Below are 18,629 nucleotides of genomic sequence, written 5' to 3' on the forward strand. Positions count from 1 at the left end.
CCGAGTGGAAAACGGCAGGGCCCGAGACTTTTTCGCGAATGCATCGCGCGGGGATCAGCAGCGCACTTCGGCGTTGTTCTCGGCGGCGGGCAGTTCCGTGCGACCACCCGCGAGCTGCGCGACGACGCCGTCGTCGGTCACCTTGATCTCGGTGGCCTTCAGGCCCATCGGGTAGCTCTGCAGACTCTCGGTCATGATGTCGACGATGCCCTCGACCAGATCGGTCGGCAGACCGATGCCGAGCAGCTCGGCCGACTTGGTCTGCACCTCGACGACGCCGTTGCGCACCTCGGGGTGCACCTGGAGCTGAGCGAGGCCGCCGAGCACGTCCAGCGTGATCATGCCGCTCGCCGACGACGAGCGGACCCCGCTGACCATGCCGCCGAGCGACTCCTGGATGCCCTCGTTGCTCCAGGTGACGTGCGCGGAGGAGCTGCCGACAACACCGCCGCCGTTGCCGCTGTTCACGCCCTCGAGATCGTTGAACTCGGCGTGCACCACCATGCCGACGGCGGGACCGAACTTGTTGTCCTGGCTGTCCACGGTGACCGAGGAGACCTTCCCGTCCAGCCAAGTGATCAGCATCGGCTTGGCGCCGAAGCCGACATCGATCCGAGATCCCATCTCTTTCTCGAACTGGCTGCTGATGCAACGGGAGACGACGTGGCGCGCGTACGCCTCGCCGCCGACCAGGACGGCGGCCAGCAACGTGGCGACCACGACCAGGGCGATCACCAGCGTGCGCCTGCTGACGGACAACTTGGTGGGCGGCTTCGTAGTCATGCGGACGATTCTTCCCGACGTTTCTGTGCGGGTTCTGTGGGCGCGTTGAGGGTCTCGAATGTGACATGTGACACAGAATTCGAGCGTAGCCTGGTCTGCATGGCTGGCGATGCGGCGGGCCGCGCACCCGAATCCCTCGATCAAGGGTGGCGTGTGCTGCGCAGGCTGGCCGGTCGGCACGCCGGATTCTTCACCACCCGCCAGGTGCTGCGCACGGGATGTGAGGCCAAGGTTCGCGCCGGGCTGGGGGATGGCTCGGTGACCAGGGCCGGAGTCGGGATGCTGCGGCTGACCGAATGGCCCGATGGACCGCTGGACGAATACGCGATGTGGGCGGCCTGGTTCGACGGCGCCGCCGCTGTCTCACACCACAGCGCCGCCGAGTTGCACGGCTTGGGCCGGTTGCGCCCACGCTTCCTGCACCTGTCGGTCGGCGCGGGACGCCCGCCGGTGACCCCGCGCCTCGTGGTGCTGCGCCGACCACTGATCGGCTCGGACGTGGAATCGGCGGGCGCCTTCCTGGTGACAACGCCGGTGCGCACCGTGCTCGACCTGGCCGAGGCCGATATCGGGCAGGTGGCGCTGAACGAGGTTGTCGGCGACGCGGTCGCCATCAATCGGTGCGCGGGCGCGGAAATCCGTTCGGCCAGTGTGCGTCTGCCGCCGCGAGCCGCCGCCAGGGTGCACCGCGCGCTCAAAGGTCTGTGAGGCGCGGTGATCCGTTCCGGCTATGAATTCGAGGTCCGTCCGGTTTTGCCGGGCGCGTAATCGTGGCAGGGTGACTGATCATGGGGTCGGTAGGTGCGGGTAGGTGGGATCTCGTCTTTCCGTCCGGGGCGCCCGACCGGGTCGGCGACATGTTCGCGACCGCCGTGGTCGCCGACGCCGTGCGCCGCTACGACGCCGATCTCGCGCAATGGGTGGAGACCTGCCGCGACTGGTCGCGTCAATACCGCCCGGTGTTCCGCGGGATGACCGCGCTGGCGGCCAGCTCGCCCGACGCGTCGGTGGGCAGCGCGCGCGAAGGACTGCGCGCCGCGCGGAATCTGCTGCGCTTCGTCACCGGATACACGGTGGAACCGTTGCGCGGTGTGGAGATCGGCTCGGTCGCCGCCGACGGGCCGGACACGGGAACCGCGCGCGGCACCGGAAAACCCGCACGGCGCTTGGCGATTCCGTTCCGTGGCGCCGTGCTCGCCGAGGAGACGTTGCAACGCGAGCTGACCGATTGGCGGCAGCGCGGCATCGTGGAGCCGGGTTTCGCGGCCGCGGTGGAGCGGGTGATCGATCATCCGGAGTGGTTGGCGCTGCCAGGGTTTCGGGTCGTCGTCGCCGGCGCGGGTGAGCTGACGCCGTTGCGCCCGCTACTGCGCTGGGGCGCCGACGTGCTCGCGGTGGCGCGGCCGGGGCCCGCCCGCTGGCGCGAGTTGGTGGGGGAGGCCGAAGCGGGCGGGGGCGTCCTGCGCTATCCGCTGATCGACGGGCAGCCGGGCGCCGACGTCACCACCCAGTTTCCCGCCCTCGTGCCCTGGATTCGAGAACACCTCGGCGGGGACACTTTTCCGGTGTTCGGCGGGTACGTCACCCGACGCGGGCCGGGCGGTGTCCGGCTCGCCGTCGCCCTCGACCTGCTCGCCGCCGATCTGCTCGGCGCGCGCCCCGACACCGCGCTGGCCGGAGTCGGATCACCGACGGACTGCTACGCCGTGCCGGAATCCGTAGTCGCCCAGGCGCATTCGCGGCTACACCGTCGCGGGCCGCGCGGCCTCGCCCAAGACGCGCTGCGCGCACTCACCCGATCCGCGCTCTATCGGCCCAACTACCGGACGCGAGTCACCGACGCCGCGGGCGCGTGCTGGTCGGTCGCCGACGCGCTCTCCCCGGCGCAAGGACCGAATCACGCTCTCGCCCAGCGGATTCTGCGCTGGCGCGCGATCGCCGCACACGATGCGGGACACACGGTCTCCTATACCGTCGCGCCGCCGACCTGGACACGCGCTGTGTCGTCCCAGCGCTCGTTGGCCGCCGCGTGTCGCAGCGCGCATCGCTTCGGCATCGAGATCTTCGAACCCGACACCGCACGCACCTTGCTCGCCGCCAAACTGGTCGCCGACCTCAACGATCCGGCCCCGGCCGATCCGAACCCGGAATCGCTGTTCGCGGGCGGCGCCGCGCATGGCGGGCTCTGGTCGCTGCCGTTCGAGCCGCGCTCCATCCTGCCGATCGCCATGGCGACCGGGCAGCTACGCGGGCTGCTCGGCCGCGAGTGAACGGCGGGCTTGCCGTTCGCCGCGCTCCATACAGCTGGGACCATCCAGGCTGGTGCGCCGCCTGTTCGGGGCGACCGACCTATGCGGGGCACCGTGCCCTGACGGTGGACACACCGCCAGAGTTGTGTGCCGATGTCGGTTCCGCTGCCCGGACCGGACTCGGCAGCGGAGCGTGACTACGGAGAGCTTCCTCGACGTGGATCGACCTGGACAGCCGACCTCCCAAGTGTCGCTGCGATTTCCGGTCGGCGGGACCGTTCGGGCGGTAGTTTCGCTGCCATGCCCGCCGTCCCGTCGAACCCACACGATGCCTACTTCCGGCATGTCTTGTCCCGCCCCGCGGACGCTGCCGGTGAGATCCGCGCGGCACTGCCGGAAGACATTGCCACCCGCCTCGATTGGGATCGGCTGGAACTACAACCGGGCAGCTTCGTCTCCCCGGAGTTGCGTTCCCGCTACACCGACATCCTCTACCGCACCCGTCTCGACGACCACGACGCCTACATCTACATCCTCGTCGAACATCAGAGCAGGCCCGACCAATTCATGGCGTTGCGGATGATGGACTACCTCGTCAAAGTCTGGAATCACCATCTGGACACGCACCACAAGCCCAGCACCCTGCCCGCGGTGATTCCACTGGTGGTCCACAGCAACGGCACCGGTCGCGTCTGGAACACCCCGACCGAACTGGCCGACCTCATCGATCTCGACCCGGCAGCCCGCGCGGCGCTCGACCCGTATCTGCCGCGCCTGCGTTTCCTGCTCGATGATCTCGCCGCGCTGGATTTGCGGGCCCTGCGAAATCGCGACCTCACTCCCGCGACCCGGGTCATGCTGATCCTGCACAAGATCACCCCCGGCAATACTCGGCTCGGTGTCGACCTGCTGGCGTTGACAGATGACCTGCAAGCGATCCTCGACGGCCCCCGCGGTGAGGACGAATTTCACTGCGTCACGAGGTACCTGTTCCTCGTCGGAGATATGGCTACAATCGACTTCGACCCTCTCATCGACCGACTCGGTCCCCGAGCGAAGGAGGCCATCGTGACCACCGCCGAACGCCTCCGCGCCGAAGGACGTGCTGAAGGGCGCGCCGAAGGATGGGCCGAAGGGCGCGCCGAAGGGCGCGCCGAGGAACGGGCCAATACCCTTGTCGAGCTGCTGAACTTGAAGTTCGGTCCGGTATCAACGGGGGTTGTCGACACGGTCCGGGCTGCGGATCCGGCGCAGGTGCGAGTCTGGATCGGCCGGGTCTTGGCTGCCGCCTCTGTCGAGGATGTCTTCGCCTGACCGGCACCGACTCGGTCCCCGAGCGAAGGAGGCCATCGTGACCACCGCCGAACGCCTCCGCGCCGAAGGACGTGCTGAAGGGCGCGCCGAGGGGCGTGCCGAGGAACGGGCCAATACTCTTGTCGAGCTGCTGACCTTGAAGTTCGGTCCGGTATCAACGGGGGTTGTCGACACGGTCCGCGCTGCGGATCCGGCCCAGGTGCGAGTCTGGATCGGCCGGGTCCTGGCTGCCGCCTCTGTCGAGGACGTCTTCGCCTGACCGGTACGTCCAGGCGGTTGAACTCCCCGTCTCGGGCGCCAGCGGTGAAGGAGTCCCATTCGGCAGGGGGAAGAGCAGGGCCGGGCCGGTCGGGTTCTTGGAGTCGCGGACGCCGATCATGCCGTTGTCGAGGTAGGCGACTTCCCCGCACGCCGCACAGCTGCTCTTGAACCAGCGGGCTCTGGTCAGATCACCGTTCGGCGCTTGCCGTGCAAAACCCTGTAAAGCGAGCGGTTACTTACGGAATAGCGGTTCTCCCGGGATTCGCCTCGACGGTCGAAGTATCTGGTGTCGACGGAGAATTGTGTCGCTCGCGCAGATCTCGACGCCGGACCGCGGGAAGAAGATAGAACGAGGGATTGTCCACGAACTCGAGCAGAATGTAGGACATGGCGAACCAGCCTCCGATCAATCTGCTCAGCCGGGGGTAGCGGCCGGTCTCCCGATCGATGACCACCAGTCCGAACGGCGCCTTGCCGATCGTGGTGTGCCAGATCGCTTGGAGGATGACCCGGTCGATGAAGGAGGCCACCAGGAACCATAGAAACACCTCGAATGGATTCACCGTGGTGAGTGACCAGTCGGGAGGGCTCACTTCTGCCGAGAGCGCCCCGCTCCGGACACCAGTGATGACAAACCCGGTCGCAATGTGAATCGCGATGTCGAGAAGATAGGCCAGCGTGCGCCGGAGACGGCGCGGTGAAGGGAAATCGGGATCATCGATGCCACCGTGCCGCTTGTGCTCGGTGGTGCTTGTTCGCGGCTTGTTCTCAGTGGTGCTTCTTTTCGGGCGGTGACCGGTCGGAAGCTTCCATAACCCGTTTGCCGCCTGCTCCGCGGGAAGTCCGGCCTTCTCGAGGTCGGATTTCGAAATCGGGGATCGGTACGCGTAACGGGGTGTCCCGCCTCCCGGCCGCGAGATGGCTCCATATTTCATCGGATCGCCCGCGAACCAACAGGTCTGCGTTTCATAGTTCGCGATCGTGCCTCGCCTGAATGTGCTCAGAACGAGTTGCGAGACAGGGGATCCCGAGGAGTCCCGAAGCTCCACATACCCACTGCCCAGGTTGAGATAGCCGATTTGCCATTCCGTCCATGCATACCTGCGCAGCGATTTTCGGAGGCGGCGACCAGTCCACAACATGGTTGCGCCGATTATTCCTCCGATGGTGAACATCAGAATCGAAAAGGTGGTTCCGAGGCTGGCCAGTTGCCGTGTCGTCTGCGAATACTCGGGCCCTCCGAGTTCGATGCAGACTACGACCAGCGGCAGGCTCGCAATGCCTGCCGCCGTTCCTACGTAGGACCACAATGTGGCCCAGCCGCTGATCGCGGATCGTGTTGCGTCGCATTCGATGGCTGGACGACCGGTGGTGTCCGACGTTCCTGCCGGTTGCGCGAGGTAGGTCATGGCAGCTCCAACGGCAGCGCCCTCGGCGGGGTACCGGGTGCGGCGAATTCGATCGATCGAGCCATGTCCGACATCATCTTTCGAGACTCTGGCCCCGACTCCACCGCGTTGGTGAACAAGACGTGCTCCTGAGTTCTGCCGAGATTCTCGGTGGCCGCTCTACTCGGACTCTCCGCGTTCACGGCGGCGATCGCGGCCGGTTCGAGTATCACCGATAGTCCGTTGCCGCCCGGTGTCGTCGGATTCTGCTCAGCCACCGGCTTCCCCCTTGCTCATCCCATGTTTTGTGCCGCACCCTTGGCGGAATGTTATGGCGGACAGAGCAATACAGGCTAACATCCCGCCGTTTCGGTGTGAGGACCCCACGATCGCTCCCTCCCACGATCGAGTACTTCGATGTGAATCCGCGACTGCCGTAACGAATTACCGGAGAAGCCGAGTTCGCGAAATGGGGTCGTGTCAGCCCCGCGTATCGAACACCGCCCGCGTTGGCGCGACATGTCGCGCCGACGGAAACCTGCCGAGTGCTCGGGAGAAGACCCACGGATCAGAGGTGATCGAACGCCGGTCATTCGCACGTGGTTCCGGCTCAACCCAGGGGCGCGACGACCGACCACGGAACCGACAGCACGCAGTCGCGCATCCGTCGGCGATACTGCCGCACCGGAAACCCTTGCGCACGTAGCTGTTCCGCGGCGGAACGCCAGCGGACCCGAGGTCCGAACGGAGCGAGCGGCGCGGCGTGCGAGTACGCGCGGTCGGCGGCGGTGAGCAAGGTGTGGATCGGTTCGCCGGGCACATTCCGGTGGATGAGCGCCTTAGGCAGTCGCTCGGCGATGTCGGAGGGGCGCTCGACGGTGAACGGATCCCACGCCAGCGTCAGCGAGAGCGGGCCGGTGCGGTCCAGCAGCACCCAGGCGCTGCGGCGGCCCAGTTCGTCACAGGTGCCGTCGACGAGCAGGCCGTCGGGCGCCATGGCGGAGAGGATGGTCGACCAGGCGTCCGGCACGGCCGACTCGGGGTACTGGCGCAGCACGTTGAACGCGCGCACCAGCACGGGACGCAGACCGGCCAGCTCGAAACCGCCCCTGGCGAAGGTGACGCCGTCGCGACCGGGTACCACCCGCTCCGGATCGATTTCGAGACCCACCATCCGCACGTCCGGCCGCACCCTGCGCAGCCTGCCCGCCAGCTCGAAGGTGGTCCACGGACTCGCGCCGTAACCGAGGTCGACCACCAGCGGATCGGGCGCCGCCGACAGGCGCGCGGTGACCAGCTCGTCGTGCATCAGCCAACGGTCGCTGCGCCGCAGCCGGTTGACGCCGGTGGTCCCCCTGGTGATCGTGCCGATAGGTCTGCTCAGCTGGTCGGGTTTCGCTCTTCCAGCCACTTCACCGTTTCCTCGGCCTCGCCACGGAACAGATCGACGAGGTTCACCAGAATCAACTGCTCGAGGCGCGGGCCGACCATCGGGATGAACACCTTCGCCTCCGAGGAGAAGCGCACGGTGCAGCCGGTTTCGGTGGGGAAGAGCTTGATGGTGCCGCTCAGGCTGCCCGGCCCGGCCGGAATCGACGCCGAGAACTTGCCGACGGTCTCCTCGCCGTTGTACGGTCCCCAGCTCTCCTTGCGGGTGATGACCATGTCCTTGCGCATCACGGTCTGCGCGATCTCCGGCAGCATCTCGCGCGGCAGGGTGTGATGCAGCACCACGTCGATCCCGGAATCGCTCACCTCGTGGCTGACCACCTCGTTGGCCGGCGTGTACTTTCGCATCTCGGCGACCCGCGCCTCCCAGTACTCGCGGGTCGACAGCGCCTCGTACAGCTCCTTGGTGGTGTGCAGCGGGTAGCGGGCGGAGTAGTCCAGTCGGCGTGCCATTCGAAAAAGATTACTGGGTGACGGTCAGCACACGATCCTCAGTGCTGGGACAGCCAGGTGTTGGTGAACTCCTCTTCCGACTGGAGGAGTTCGGTGAGGCGTTCCTGGATGGCGGCTTCGATCTTGCTGCCGAAGAGCGGGACCTTCACCTCGATGTTGCCGTCGAGGGTGGCGGTGGCGGCGGTGTCGTCGCCGGTCAGGGTGATGGTGCCGCGCATGGTGGCGGGGGCGCCCTCGACGCGGACGTCGAAGGCGGCGGTGTCGCCGGTCCAGTTCTCGGTGCGCGGGATGATCAGGTCACCGGGGCGCACCGCGGTGATGGCGGGCGGCAGCAGTTCGGCGGCGATGGCCTGCACCATCTCGACGCGGACCTGATCGCCCTCCACGGTGACCGACTCGAGGCGAGCGTTCGGTCCGCCGACCTCGGCGATGCGGTCCTTCCAGTACTGCTCGTCGGCGAAGGCCGCGCGCACGGCGGCGACCGGGTGGGAGTAGCGGGCCGTGTACGCCAAGGGTGTAGCCATGGTTGGACACGCTACCGTCTGGAGCGTGCGAACTTCACGTGTGGTGGCGACCGATCAGGCGCGCGACGTGCTGGCCGACACCGGTGCGCTGGTGCGCGACGAGGTGCGGCTTGCCGAGTTGACCACGCTACGGGTCGGCGGCCCCGCGCTGGTCGCCGAGTGCGCCTCGACGCAGTCCCTGGTGGCGACGGTGCGCGCGCTGGACGCGGCGGGCATCCCGGTGCTGCTGCTCGCGGGCGGCTCGAACCTGCTCATCGGCGACGACGGGTTCGACGGCGTCGTGGTGCGCATCGCGACCGCGGGCGTCGAGATCGGCGCGGACGGCGTCGTCGCTGAGGCGGGCGCGAACTGGGACGCGGTGGTCGCCGCGACCGTGGCGGCCGGTCTCGGCGGTCTCGAATGTCTTTCCGGCATACCGGGTTCCGCGGGCGCGACGCCGGTGCAGAACGTGGGCGCCTACGGCGTCGAGGTGGCCGATCTGCTGCGCCGGGTGCGGCTGCTCGACCGCGCGAGCGGCGAGATTCGCTGGGTGGAGCCCGCCGAACTCGGCTTCGGCTACCGCACCAGCGTGCTCAAGCACCGCGACGACGCGGTCGTGCTCGACGTGGATTTCGCGCTGAACGCGGGCGCGGCGAGCGCACCGCTGCGCTACGGCGAACTGACCAGAGTCCTGGACGCCACCGAGGGCGAGACCAGACCCGCCGCGGACGTGCGGGACGCGGTGCTTCGCCTGCGCGGGGGCAAGGGCATGGTGCTCGACGCCGCCGATCACGACACCTGGAGCGCGGGCTCGTTCTTCACCAACCCGGTGGTCCCGCACGCGCGCGTGCACGAGGTGCAGAACGCGATCACGGCGCACGTGGGTGATGTCACGATTCCCACCTACCCGGCCGTGGACGGCGTGAAGTTCTCCGCGGGCTGGTTGATCGAACGCGCGGGCTTCGCCAAGGGCTTCCCCGGCCCGGACGCCGCGGCCCGGCTCTCCACGAAACACACGCTGGCACTGACGAATCGGGGCGCCGCCACCGCCGAGGACCTGGTCGCACTGGCCCGCACCGTGCGCGACGGCGTGGCCGAGCGTTTCGGCATTCGGCTCGAGCCCGAGCCCGTCACCGTCGGCGTCACGCTCTGACGTGTCGGACGACCGAACCGCACAGCCGAGGCGGAGATACGCCTGACCGCACGAAATGGGCGGTGCGCCAGGCAACGGGCCGGTCGGGTCGTTCGCCAGGCGTAAATTCGATGCGGTGAGCAAGCGTCCCGTGATCCGCCGACCGGTGGCCGCCGTGTCGGCTGTCCTGCTCGTCGTGGTCGCCCTGGTGGCCGGTTGTTCCAGCGACGACAAGTCCGGCGGCGCGTCCGGTCCGGTGGCCGAAGTGACCATGAGCCCCGGCGACGCCGACGAGAACGTCAACCCCGTCGCGCCCGTCACCGTGACGGTCGCCGACGGGACCATCGCCCAGGTCGCGCTGACCAACGCGGCGGGCAAACAGGTGCAGGGTGAGCTCAGCCCCGACAAGCGCACCTTCCGCATCACCGAACCGCTCGGCTACGACGCCACCTACACATGGTCGGGCACCGCCGTCGGCGCCGACGGCAAGCCGGTCCCGATCGACGGCTCGTTCCGTACGCTGGCGCCTAAGAGCACCGTCCCGGCGACGGTCAACATCGGCGACGGCCAAGAGGTCGGCATCGCCGCGCCGATCATCCTCCAGTTCAAGTCCCCGGTGACCGACAAGGCCGAGGTGGAGAAGGCGCTGACCGTCACCACCGATCCGCCCACCGAGGGCGCGTGGGCCTGGTTCCCTGACGACAACGGCGGTTCGCGTGTGCACTGGCGGCCCAAGCAGTACTGGACGCCGGGCACCACCGTGCACGTCGCCGCCGACCTCTACGGACTGGACCTGGGCGGCGGGAACTACGGCTACTCCGACCTCACCTCGGACTTCCGCATCGGCCGCAGCCAGATCGTGCAGGCCGACGCGCCGAGCCACCGCATGCGAGTGGTGCGGGACGGTCGGACCGTCTTCGATTTCGCCGTGAGCTACGGCCAGGGCAACGAGCCGCGCAACGTGACGCGCTCGGGCATCCACGTGGTCACCGAGAAGTACGAGGATTTCCTGATGTCGAATCCGCCGTACTACACCAACGTCAGGGAACGCTGGGCGGTGCGTATCTCCAACAACGGCGAATTCATCCACGCCAACCCGGAATCCCTTGCGGCGCAAGGCTCGGCGAACGTCACCAACGGCTGCATCAACCTCTCGCCCGCCGACGCCCAGGCGTACTTCCCGACCGCGCGCTACGGCGACCCGGTCGAGGTCACCGGCACCGCGATCCCGCTGTCCGCGGCCGACGGCGACCTCTACGACTGGACCATCGACTGGGCGACCTGGAAGAAGATGTCGGCGCTGGACGGGTCCGCGTCACCGGTCGTCTCGGCCACCCCGGTCTCGCCGGGGCCGCCCCGGTAGGGCCCGGTCGCGCTCACGCCGGTCTCTACAGACTGTCGATGAACTCGGTGACTTCGGTGACGAAGCGCGGGCGGTCCTCGATGAACAACCCGTGCTGCGCACCGGGCCAGAACGAGGTACGCGCCCGCGGGGTGTTCTCGGCGATGTAGCGGCCGTTGTCGATGGGGACGACGGGGTCCGCGTCGCCGTGCAGCACGAGGACCGGAATGTCGAGGGCGCGAAGGGTTTCGGTGTTGTCGACAGAACGGTAGAAAAGCGCCTTGCGCACCGCGGGCGGGGTGGCCAGGCTGATGCCGAACAGCCGCTGGGCGTCCACGCCCTTGTCCGGGCCCGGGCCGGTGTTGGCGTTGCCGAACGCGGCGAAGGCCCTGGTGGCGCGACCCGCGCTCGCCTCGAAGACGCCGGGGATGGCCTCCTGCATCGCGGGTCCGGTCGCAGCGCCGGGTACGTCGCGTCCGATATTGGCCATCGAGCCGGTGAATACGACGCCCGACACCGCGCCCGCGCCGTAGGCGGTGAGGTAGTCGCTGATCACGATGCCGCCGTAGGACCAGCCGAGCAGTACAGCGCCGGACTCGATGCCCTCGGCCGCGAGGACCGCGGCGAGGTCGGCGGCCCAGTTCTTGGGATCGTCGTAGCCGTTCTCCGGGACGCCGGAATAGCCGTGACCGCGCAGATCCATCGCGATCACCCGGAACCGACCGGCCAGATCGTCGGCCGCGCTGCCCCAACAGCGCAGGCTCGCCGACCAGCCGTGCACCAGGACGAGTGGCCGTCCGTCGGCGGGTCCGTCGATTCGATAGACGATGCTGGTGCCATCCGCGCTGACCGCTTCCCGAAGTGCCATGCCACCCAGCGTAAGGCCGGGCGCCGATGCTCCGCGCGGGTGATCCGTGCGGTAGCGCGTGACACCGGCAAACACCCCGCACTCGAGCGGCGCTGCCGGGCGAAGCCCGTCGACAGACCCCGCACGGCCGGAGCGACGACGCAGGCACGCCCTAAACTCGCCCCCATGAGCAATCGCACCGCCGTCGTCACGGGAGCCAGTTCCGGCATCGGGGAAGCCACCGCGCGGGAACTCGCCGCGCAGGGCTATCACGTATACGTCGGCGCGCGCAGGCTCGACCGGCTGCGCGCGCTGGCCGACGAGATCGGCGGCACCGCACTGGAACTCGACGTCACCTCGGAGGAGTCGGTCGCGGCCTTCACCGACGCCGTGCCGTCGGTCGATGTGCTGGTCAACAACGCGGGTGGCGCGAAAGGCCTTGCACCCGTGAGCGAAGCCGACCTCGACGACTGGCGCTGGATGTGGGAGACCAACGTGCTCGGCACGCTGCGCGTCACGAAGGCGTTGCTGCCCAAGCTGATCGCCTCCGGCGACGGCCTGATCGTCACCATCACCTCGGTCGCCGCGTTCCACGCCTACGACAACGGTTCCGGTTACACCTCGGCCAAGCACGCCCAGGCTGTGCTGCACCGCACGCTGCGTGGCGAACTGCTCGGCAAGCCGGTGCGGCTCACCGAGATCGCGCCAGGCGCGGTGGAGACCGAGTTCTCTCTGGTGCGTTTCGAGGGCGACGCGGAGCGGGCGGCGAAGGTATACGAGGGTATCGATCCGCTGGTCGCGGCGGACATCGCCGAGATCGTCGGTTTCGTGGCCTCGCGACCGCCGCACGTCAACCTGGATCAAATCATCGTCAAGCCGCGAGACCAGGCCGACCCCGGACGCTTCGCACGCCGTTCCTGAGCCGTGCTCTGCGGTCTGGTCGGCCGTGCCACATACTTTCCACACGCGACACATAGGCGGTGGCTGTGTGGGGCGTGTGGTGGGGGTGTGGGAGCGGGGGATTCCGGTGTTGTGGGTGTGAGGTTCCGCTTGATCGTTTGCTGGGGATTCGCTGAGTTGCGGAGTGGCGGTTAGCATCGGATCGTTTTCTGAAACTTTGCTACACCGGATTGGAGTTGTTCGACTCATGCTCAAGGGCTTCAAAGAGTTCCTGATGCGCGGCAATGTCATCGACCTCGCCGTGGCTGTGGTGATGGGCACCGCGTTCACGGCGGTGGTTACCGCGGTGACGAAGGGCGTGGTCAATCCGTTGCTCGCCGTTTTCGGCAACGCCAACGAGCTCGGCCTCGGCTTCCACCTGGTGCCGAGCAAGCCCGCGACCTTCATCGCAGTCGGCCCGATCGTCACCGCCTTCATCGATTTCGTGATGATCGCGGCGGTCCTCTACTTCGTGCTCATCATGCCGATGAAGACCCTGAAGAACCGGTTCGGCACCACCAAGGCGGCCGAGCCCACCGAGACCGAACTGCTCATCGAGATCCGCGACCTGCTCGCCAAGCAGAGCGCCGACGCCCGCGCCGCCCACAACGCGGAGACGCTGGCGAAGCTCGACCGGCTCGATCCGACGCTCGGGAGCTCGCACCAGTAGTCGCGGGCGCGCGAGACCTCGCCAACCGCGCACGGCCGACGCGCGTACTGCGGGTGGCGACCCGCCCTTGGGCCGCGCATGGCCGGAATGGATGCGAACGTACGCACATACATTCGAATCGCAGGTCAGCGCGGTTCGTGAGCCCTCTCACCTTTTGCTGTGTGATGACTCTCACTTGCCCGGTAGGCGGCGTCGGCGGCGGTTATCCACCGTGCACTATGGATGTTGTGAGTCAACGTGCGGACCAACGGCCGAACCGGATCGCCGTGCTGTCGGTGCACACGTCGCCACTCGCGCAACCGGGCACCGGTGACGCGGGCGGCATGAACGTCTATGTGCTGCAAACGGCTCTCCAGCTGGCGCGACGCGGGACCGAAGTCGAGATCTTCACCCGCGCCACCTCGTCGAACGTCCCTCCGGTTCAGGAGGCGGCGCCCGGGGTGCTGGTGCGCAACGTGGTCGCCGGACCGTTCGAGGGACTCGACAAGCACGATCTCCCCACCCAGCTGTGTCCGTTCACCGCGGAGGTGCTGCGCCAGGAGGCGCGTCATCAGCCGGGTCACTACGACTTGGTGCACTCGCACTACTGGTTGTCCGGCCAGGTCGGCTGGCTGGCCAGGGATCGCTGGCGGGTGCCGCTGATCCACACCGCGCACACCCTCGCCGCCGTGAAGAACGCCGCGTTGGCCGATGGCGACTGCCCTGAGCCCGTCACCCGCGAGATCGGCGAGAAGCAGGTCATCGCCGAGGCCGACCGGATGGTCGCCAACACCGCGGAAGAGGCGCGTCAGCTCGTCGAGCTCTACGGCGCCGACGCCGAGCGCATCGATGTGGTGCCGCCGGGCGCCGACCTGGCCCGCTACCGTCCCGGTGACAAGGCCGCGGCCCGCGCCGAGCTCGGCCTTGCCGCCCATGAGCGGATCGTCGCTTTCGTCGGCCGCATCCAACCACTCAAAGCCCCTGACGTGCTCGTCCGCGCGGCCGCCGAATTGCTGCGCACCGATCCGGACCGCAATCTGCGTGTGCTGATCGTCGGCGGCGCGTCCGGCAGCGGACTGAAGCGCCCCGACGCGCTGATCGAGCTGGCGTCCGAACTCGGCATCACCGACCGCGTGACGTTCCTGCCGCCGCAGCCGCCGGACCGTCTCGTGCAGGTCTACCGTGCCGCGGACCTGGTCGCGGTGCCGAGCTACAACGAATCCTTCGGCTTGGTCGCCATCGAGGCGCAGGCCAGCGGCACCCCGGTCCTCGCCGCCGACGTCGGCGGACTCGGCACCGCCGTCCGGCACGGCGAGACCGGACTGCTCGTCCCCGGCCACCGCACTCCCGACTGGGCCGCCGCGCTCGGCGCGCTGTTGGACGCGCCGGGGCGTTTGGATGAGATGGCCCACCGCGCGGTCGCGCATGCCACGAACTTCTCCTGGGAGCACACCGCCGACGGGCTGCTCGCCAGCTACGCCGCGGCGCTCGCCGGATTCCCCGAGACCGAACTGGGCGGTGGACCGGTGGCGGCGGGCGCGGAACGCACTAACCTGTCCGGTGCCGCGCTCCTCGGCGAGGGCGGTCAGGCCAGATCGCGGGCGCTGTGGCGGCGCCGGATGGGAGTGCACCGATGACGGAGATCCAGTCGACCGTGCGGCTGATCGACGAGACGCTGCGTGATCGGGAGATCGAGTACACCCGCCCGGGCGAGGACGTCTTCGTCGTCGTGCTGCCCGGTGAGCGCAAGCTGAAGACGACGCTGATGCTCACCGTCGGCAAACACGGCGTGCGTATCGAATCCTTCGTCTGCCGCAAGCCCGACGAGAACTTCGAGGGCGTCTACAAGTTCCTGCTCCGCCGCAACCGCCGCCTCTACGGCGTGGCCTACACGTTGGACCGGGTCGGCGACATCTACCTCGTCGGCCGCATCGCCACGCACGCCGTCACCGAGGACGAACTCGACCGCATCTTCGGCCAGGTGCTGGAGGCGGTGGACGCCGACTTCAACGTGCTGCTGGAACTCGGCTTCGCGGAATCCATTCGGAAGGAATGGAAGTGGCGGGTCTCGCGCGGGGAGTCGTTGAAGAATCTGCTCCCGTTCGAGCATCTGGTCGAGTCTTCCGAGAACTCCTGACTTTCGCACCCGATGGTGCGCGTTCGGCCCAGCGATCCCGAGGCGCTCCGGCTGACTCGAAGACTCGGGTCGCGGTGTCGAGCGGCTGGAGTGTGTGCTCAATCCGGAGATTCCCGGCGGACACGGCTGCTGCACTCGATGGTGCCGAGCGGCCATCGAGCGGACGGTCCGAAGGTGCGGGGCAACCGACTGGCCTTCCGTCCGGAGTCCGAACGGATGCCGCGTGTCCGAGGCGGTGCGAACGGGTCGCCGGTCGACGAGCCCGACGTGCGGAGCGGCCGACTGTTGCCGACGAACTCGATTGCTGCGAGTGGCTCCCGCCTAATGGGTCTGGAGGTGTCGAGCGGCCGCCAGGTGCCCGGCTCGAGGATGCCCGGCGACTTAGAGGCTGAGCCAGTGGGGTCGAGCGGCGGCCGGGCGTTGATGCTGAAGATGCCGAGCGGCCGCCGGGTGCTGATGCTGGTGATGCCGAGCGGCCTTCGGGCGCTTGCGCTGATGGTGCTCGGCTGCCGTCGGGCGCCTTCCGTGATGGTGCTCGGCTGCCGTCGGGTGCCTTCCGTGATGGTGCTCGGCTGCCGCCGGGCGCTTGCCCTGATGGTGCTCGGCTGCCGCCGGGCAACTACCGTTGGCGACCGCACAGCAAGATCATTCGGCACCGGACCGTCGCGCGAACGCGGCGGTCCGGTGGCGTTGGGAAGTGGGGGTTTCGAATGACCGTTCTCGCTCTGGACATCGGCGCGACCAAGATCGCGGTCGGCTTGGTGGGGGCCGACGGGATGACGCACGAGGTAGGCCGCATCCAGGTGCCGCCGACCGGCGTGTGGGAGGCGGTGCGCGGGCTGTTGCTCGCCGCGGCCAACGGATCCGACGTGGACCTGGTCGGCATCGGCTCGTGCGGTCCGGTGGACGCACCCGCGGGGATCACCACCCCGCTCAATATCCCGGAGTGGCGCGACGGATTCGCGCTGGTGCCCGCGGTACAGGAACTGTTTCCTGGCGCCACGGTGCGCTTCGCCATCGACGGGGTGTGCCTGGCGCTGGCCGAGCGGCATTTCGGCGCGGCGCGGGAGACGCCGGACGCGCTGGCCATGACGGTGTCCTCGGGGATCGGCGGCGGTGTAATCGTCGGCGGGATGGTCGCGGTCGGGCACACCGGCAACGCGGGGCACATCGGTCACATGATCGTGCCGGGGTCGACCGACCCGTGCGCCTGCGGCGGGGTCGGCTGCGTGGAGGCGGTGGCCAGCGGCCCGTCCTCGGTGCGGTGGGCGCGCGAGCGCGGCTGGCACGGAACCACCGGTATCGAGCTGGCCGCCGACGCCGAAGCGGGGGACCGGATCGCCAAGGCGGCGCTGCGGCGCGCGGGAATCGCGCTGGGCCAGGTGATCTCGTCGGCGGCCGCGCTGCTCGACGTGGATCTGGTGGTGATCGGCGGCGGCTTCGCGCAGTCCGGTGAGCCACTGTGGCGACCATTACAGGAGGCCCTCGGCGCGCACGCCCGCATCGAGTTCCTGCGCGACCTGCACGTAGTCCCTTCGGAATTGGGCGATCAGGCCACCCTGGTCGGCGCCGGACTGCTCACCGCGCTCGCTCCGGCATCCTGACCAGGGCTCCGGCGCGCGGTCCGCGCGTGGCAGGATGGCCGTCATGACGTACACCCTCGTGTTGCTGCGCCACGGCGAGAGCGAATGGAATGCCCTGAACCTGTTCACCGGCTGGGTGGACGTGCACCTGACCGACAAGGGCATCGCCGAGGGTAAGCGCGCGGGCGAGCTGCTCGCCGAGCACGGCATCCTGCCCGACATCGTCTACACCTCGCTGCTGCGCCGGGCCATCTCCACCGCGAACATCGCGCTGGACGCGGCCGACCGGCACTGGATCCCGGTGATCCGCGACTGGCGGCTCAACGAGCGGCACTACGGCGAGCTGCAGGGCAAGAACAAGGCGCAGATCCGCGACAAGTACGGCGACGAGCAGTTCATGTTGTGGCGGCGCAGCTACGACACCCCGCCGCCGCCGATCGACCCGGCCAACGAGTACAGCCAGGAAGGCGACGCGCGGTACGCGGGCATCGAGGTGCCCAAGACCGAGTGCCTGCTCGACGTGGTGAACCGGATGGTCCCGTACTGGGAGTCGACCATCTCCAAGGAGCTGCTCACCGGCAAGACCGTGCTGGTCGCCGCGCACGGCAACTCGCTGCGCGCGCTGGTCAAGCACCTGGACAACATCTCCGACGAAGACATCGCGGGCCTGAACATCCCGACCGGCATCCCGCTGCGCTACGAACTGGACGAGAACCTGCGCCCGGTGCGTCCGCGGGAGTACCTGGACCCGGAGGCGGCCGCCGCCGGAGCGGCCGCGGTCGCGAGCCAGGGCGGTAAGTAGTACGTAGTTCGATGCGCCGCGGCCGGTTGATCGGCCGCGGCGCATCGCCGTTTTCGGGCGGCCTCGGCGTCACCCAGTTGAAGCGCGGTTCCGCCGAGTGCCCCAGGCCTGGAGCGCTGCGGGTGGTCCGATGCGTCGGCCGAGTGCGCACCTGCAGCGCCGTTAGGTGGCCGACCTATCCGACTGAGTCGAAACCCCGAGTGCCGCGAGGTTGTCCCGACCCGCCCGGCCGATGACAATGCGTCCTGGGCCGCTGGGCCGCTGGGCCGCTGGGCCGCTGGGCCGCTGGGCCGCTGGGCCGCTGGGCCGCTGGGCCGCTGGGCCGCTGGGCCGCTGGGCCGCTGGGCCGCTGGCTGGTGGCGTTGGCCACTCGGGCTCTCATGCGCCGAGGAGCGCCGTCCGACGCGCGAGCCGGCTGCGCCGCTAACCTGCCGCGCCGCTGGGCCGTCGGGCTGCTGGGCTGCTGGGCTGCTGGGCGGCCGCGCCGCTGGGCCGCTGAGCTGCCGCGCCGCTGGGCCGCCCCGGGCTGATGGCGTTGGCCACTCGGGCTATCGTGCGCCGAGGAGCGCCGTTCGACGGGATCCGGCTGCGCCGCTGACCTGCGGCGCCGTCGGGCCGCTGGGCTGGTTGAACTGCCGGGCCGCGGAGCTTTCGAGTTGCTGGGCCGCTGGGCCGCTGGGCCGCTGGGCCGCTGGGCCGCTGGGCCGCTGGGCCGCTGGGCCGCTGGGCCGCTGGGCCGCTGGGCCGCTGGGCCGCTGGGCCGCTGGGCCGCTGGGCCGCTGGGCCGCTGGGCCGCTG

General features: G+C 68.8%; 20 protein-coding genes and 1 pseudogene. 13 read left to right on the forward strand and 8 right to left on the reverse strand.

Features of this window, described 5'->3' with window-relative positions:
• Window positions 1-54: 54 nt before the first annotated feature.
• On the reverse strand, window positions 55-783 hold the full coding sequence (locus tag ABZV58_RS04935; protein WP_354998832.1) for a DUF2993 domain-containing protein: 729 nt from the start codon (window positions 781-783) through the stop codon (window positions 55-57).
• Between the two features lie 99 nt (window positions 784-882).
• Here ABZV58_RS04935 and ABZV58_RS04940 point away from each other — a divergent pair, with 99 nt between their 5' ends.
• The 4 genes from ABZV58_RS04940 to ABZV58_RS04955 all read left to right on the forward strand — a co-directional run bounded on the left by ABZV58_RS04940 (window position 883) and on the right by ABZV58_RS04955 (window position 4,605).
• Window positions 883-1,491: a hypothetical protein gene (locus ABZV58_RS04940; protein ID WP_354998833.1), complete on the forward strand. Its 609-nt coding sequence runs from the start codon at window positions 883-885 to the stop codon at window positions 1,489-1,491.
• 80 nt (window positions 1,492-1,571) lie between these two features.
• Window positions 1,572-3,053 (forward strand): hypothetical protein, encoded by a 1,482-nt coding sequence (locus ABZV58_RS04945; protein WP_354998834.1) that lies wholly within the window; start codon window positions 1,572-1,574, stop codon window positions 3,051-3,053.
• 279 nt (window positions 3,054-3,332) lie between these two features.
• The gene (locus ABZV58_RS04950; RefSeq protein ID WP_354998835.1) at window positions 3,333-4,346 is read left to right on the forward strand and encodes an Rpn family recombination-promoting nuclease/putative transposase; all 1,014 of its coding nucleotides are present in this window, start codon (window positions 3,333-3,335) and stop codon (window positions 4,344-4,346) included.
• A 37-nt stretch (window positions 4,347-4,383) separates the two neighbouring features.
• Window positions 4,384-4,605 (forward strand): hypothetical protein, encoded by a 222-nt coding sequence (locus ABZV58_RS04955; RefSeq protein WP_354998836.1) that lies wholly within the window; start codon window positions 4,384-4,386, stop codon window positions 4,603-4,605.
• Between the two features lie 13 nt (window positions 4,606-4,618).
• Here ABZV58_RS04955 and ABZV58_RS04960 read toward each other — a convergent pair.
• The 6 genes and pseudogenes from ABZV58_RS04960 to ABZV58_RS04985 form a co-directional block, all read right to left on the reverse strand.
• A pseudogene (locus ABZV58_RS04960) lies at window positions 4,619-4,794 on the reverse strand (DUF397 domain-containing protein); the annotation flags it as partial.
• Window positions 4,795-4,843: 49 nt separating this feature from the next.
• On the reverse strand, window positions 4,844-6,016 hold the full coding sequence (locus ABZV58_RS04965; protein WP_354998837.1) for an RDD family protein: 1,173 nt from the start codon (window positions 6,014-6,016) through the stop codon (window positions 4,844-4,846).
• Complete coding sequence (locus ABZV58_RS04970) at window positions 6,013-6,273, reverse strand: hypothetical protein (protein WP_354998838.1); 261 nt, start codon at window positions 6,271-6,273, stop codon at window positions 6,013-6,015. Before ABZV58_RS04970 ends, ABZV58_RS04965 begins: the two co-directional genes overlap by 4 nt.
• A 332-nt stretch (window positions 6,274-6,605) precedes the next feature.
• Window positions 6,606-7,406 carry a class I SAM-dependent methyltransferase gene (locus ABZV58_RS04975; protein WP_354998839.1) on the reverse strand — a complete coding sequence of 267 codons (801 nt, stop codon included), beginning with the start codon at window positions 7,404-7,406 and terminating at the stop codon, window positions 6,606-6,608.
• A complete protein-coding gene (locus ABZV58_RS04980) occupies window positions 7,376-7,897 on the reverse strand; it encodes a DUF2505 domain-containing protein (protein WP_354998840.1) in 522 nt (173 codons plus the stop codon). Before ABZV58_RS04980 ends, ABZV58_RS04975 begins: the two co-directional genes overlap by 31 nt.
• Before the next feature lie 38 nt (window positions 7,898-7,935).
• Window positions 7,936-8,421, reverse strand: a complete 486-nt coding sequence (locus tag ABZV58_RS04985) for a DUF2505 domain-containing protein (RefSeq protein WP_354998841.1) — start codon at window positions 8,419-8,421, stop codon at window positions 7,936-7,938.
• Window positions 8,422-8,461: 40 nt separating this feature from the next.
• Here ABZV58_RS04985 and ABZV58_RS04990 point away from each other — a divergent pair, with 40 nt between their 5' ends.
• Both ABZV58_RS04990 and ABZV58_RS04995 read left to right on the forward strand, forming a co-directional pair.
• A complete protein-coding gene (locus tag ABZV58_RS04990; protein WP_354999036.1) occupies window positions 8,462-9,553 on the forward strand; it encodes a UDP-N-acetylmuramate dehydrogenase in 1,092 nt (363 codons plus the stop codon).
• Window positions 9,554-9,668: 115 nt separating this feature from the next.
• Window positions 9,669-10,895, forward strand: a complete 1,227-nt coding sequence (locus ABZV58_RS04995) for an Ig-like domain-containing protein (RefSeq protein ID WP_354998842.1) — start codon at window positions 9,669-9,671, stop codon at window positions 10,893-10,895.
• A gap of 25 nt (window positions 10,896-10,920) precedes the next feature.
• On the opposite strand, the gene ABZV58_RS05000 is transcribed toward ABZV58_RS04995, so the two are convergent.
• Complete coding sequence (locus tag ABZV58_RS05000) at window positions 10,921-11,742, reverse strand: alpha/beta hydrolase (RefSeq protein WP_354998843.1); 822 nt, start codon at window positions 11,740-11,742, stop codon at window positions 10,921-10,923.
• A gap of 165 nt (window positions 11,743-11,907) precedes the next feature.
• On the opposite strand from ABZV58_RS05000, the gene ABZV58_RS05005 reads away from it, so the two are divergent.
• The 7 genes from ABZV58_RS05005 (at window position 11,908) to ABZV58_RS05035 (ending at window position 17,831) form a co-directional block, all read left to right on the forward strand.
• On the forward strand, window positions 11,908-12,642 hold the full coding sequence (locus ABZV58_RS05005) for an SDR family NAD(P)-dependent oxidoreductase (protein WP_354998844.1): 735 nt from the start codon (window positions 11,908-11,910) through the stop codon (window positions 12,640-12,642).
• 226 nt (window positions 12,643-12,868) lie between these two features.
• Window positions 12,869-13,330 carry a large conductance mechanosensitive channel protein MscL gene (mscL, locus tag ABZV58_RS05010; protein ID WP_354998845.1) on the forward strand — a complete coding sequence of 154 codons (462 nt, stop codon included), beginning with the start codon at window positions 12,869-12,871 and terminating at the stop codon, window positions 13,328-13,330.
• Between the two features lie 218 nt (window positions 13,331-13,548).
• A complete protein-coding gene (gene mshA, locus ABZV58_RS05015; RefSeq protein WP_354998846.1) occupies window positions 13,549-14,946 on the forward strand; it encodes a D-inositol-3-phosphate glycosyltransferase in 1,398 nt (465 codons plus the stop codon).
• Entirely contained in the window at window positions 14,943-15,446 is a 504-nt protein-coding gene (locus ABZV58_RS05020; RefSeq protein WP_354998847.1) for a YbjN domain-containing protein, read from the forward strand. Before mshA ends, ABZV58_RS05020 begins: the two co-directional genes overlap by 4 nt.
• Window positions 15,447-15,869: 423 nt before the next feature.
• Complete coding sequence (locus tag ABZV58_RS05025) at window positions 15,870-16,160, forward strand: hypothetical protein (protein ID WP_354998848.1); 291 nt, start codon at window positions 15,870-15,872, stop codon at window positions 16,158-16,160.
• A complete protein-coding gene (locus tag ABZV58_RS05030) occupies window positions 16,157-17,050 on the forward strand; it encodes an ROK family protein (RefSeq protein ID WP_354998849.1) in 894 nt (297 codons plus the stop codon). Before ABZV58_RS05025 ends, ABZV58_RS05030 begins: the two co-directional genes overlap by 4 nt.
• A gap of 43 nt (window positions 17,051-17,093) precedes the next feature.
• Window positions 17,094-17,831, forward strand: a complete 738-nt coding sequence (locus tag ABZV58_RS05035; protein ID WP_253811722.1) for a phosphoglyceromutase — start codon at window positions 17,094-17,096, stop codon at window positions 17,829-17,831.
• Window positions 17,832-18,629: the final 798 nt, after the last annotated feature.

It is taken from the genome of Nocardia sp. NPDC004654, from assembly GCF_040609595.1.
Taxonomy (GTDB): Bacteria; Actinomycetota; Actinomycetes; order Mycobacteriales; family Mycobacteriaceae; genus Nocardia.

Coding starts and splice junctions, on each gene's coding strand:
- ABZV58_RS04935 (WP_354998832.1), bottom strand. CDS start 783: ATGACTACGAAGCCGCCCACCAAGTTGTCCGTCAGCAGGCGCACGCTG.
- ABZV58_RS04940 (WP_354998833.1), top strand. CDS start 883: ATGGCTGGCGATGCGGCGGGCCGCGCACCCGAATCCCTCGATCAAGGG.
- ABZV58_RS04945 (WP_354998834.1), top strand. CDS start 1,572: ATGGGGTCGGTAGGTGCGGGTAGGTGGGATCTCGTCTTTCCGTCCGGG.
- ABZV58_RS04950 (WP_354998835.1), top strand. CDS start 3,333: ATGCCCGCCGTCCCGTCGAACCCACACGATGCCTACTTCCGGCATGTC.
- ABZV58_RS04965 (WP_354998837.1), bottom strand. CDS start 6,016: ATGACCTACCTCGCGCAACCGGCAGGAACGTCGGACACCACCGGTCGT.
- ABZV58_RS04980 (WP_354998840.1), bottom strand. CDS start 7,897: ATGGCACGCCGACTGGACTACTCCGCCCGCTACCCGCTGCACACCACC.
- ABZV58_RS04985 (WP_354998841.1), bottom strand. CDS start 8,421: ATGGCTACACCCTTGGCGTACACGGCCCGCTACTCCCACCCGGTCGCC.
- ABZV58_RS05000 (WP_354998843.1), bottom strand. CDS start 11,742: ATGGCACTTCGGGAAGCGGTCAGCGCGGATGGCACCAGCATCGTCTAT.
- ABZV58_RS05005 (WP_354998844.1), top strand. CDS start 11,908: ATGAGCAATCGCACCGCCGTCGTCACGGGAGCCAGTTCCGGCATCGGG.
- mscL (WP_354998845.1), top strand. CDS start 12,869: ATGCTCAAGGGCTTCAAAGAGTTCCTGATGCGCGGCAATGTCATCGAC.
- mshA (WP_354998846.1), top strand. CDS start 13,549: ATGGATGTTGTGAGTCAACGTGCGGACCAACGGCCGAACCGGATCGCC.
- ABZV58_RS05020 (WP_354998847.1), top strand. CDS start 14,943: ATGACGGAGATCCAGTCGACCGTGCGGCTGATCGACGAGACGCTGCGT.
- ABZV58_RS05025 (WP_354998848.1), top strand. CDS start 15,870: ATGCTGAAGATGCCGAGCGGCCGCCGGGTGCTGATGCTGGTGATGCCG.
- ABZV58_RS05030 (WP_354998849.1), top strand. CDS start 16,157: ATGACCGTTCTCGCTCTGGACATCGGCGCGACCAAGATCGCGGTCGGC.
- ABZV58_RS05035 (WP_253811722.1), top strand. CDS start 17,094: ATGACGTACACCCTCGTGTTGCTGCGCCACGGCGAGAGCGAATGGAAT.